Here is a 327-nt window from a genome sequence, read left to right as displayed (position 1 = left end):
GAGGAAATTCTCCGAAGGGCGGTATTTATGGGAGCGAGTCCTCCCTAAGGATGACTCTCTATCTGATGTGAGAGGGGTAGGAAGGCAAATGTGGGCTGCCAGACGTTCAGCGTCTGGCAGCCCGTACTCGGGACCCGTCCTGCGTCGCAGCTACGGTGCGGGAAGGGTCTCGAGCTGCATCTGGCTCAGTAGCAGTGGCAGCGGAGGTTGAACAAGGAGCCGCAATAGCCTCCCCTGTAGCCGATGCTTCGGCAGCGCTTGTTGCAGCCGTACTCGGCGCCGGGGCAGCCGATGCCCTCAGCACCTTCGATGGGGGCCTGGGTCTCG

1 protein-coding gene is annotated in these 327 nt (G+C 62.1%); it reads right to left on the bottom strand.

The annotated features are described in order from the left end of the window. Positions 1-185: 185 nt before the first annotated feature. Positions 186-327: actinodefensin (locus tag HMPREF2883_RS13870; protein WP_083313538.1), on the bottom strand; the 142-nt coding region annotated here is incomplete at its 5' end.

The sequence above is a fragment of the Actinomyces sp. HMSC075C01 genome (assembly GCF_001812965.1).
GTDB lineage: Bacteria > Actinomycetota > Actinomycetes > Actinomycetales > Actinomycetaceae > Actinomyces > Actinomyces acetigenes.
Note: the sequence above shows the minus strand (reverse complement) of the source record. Positions and strands in the feature narration are given on the sequence as shown.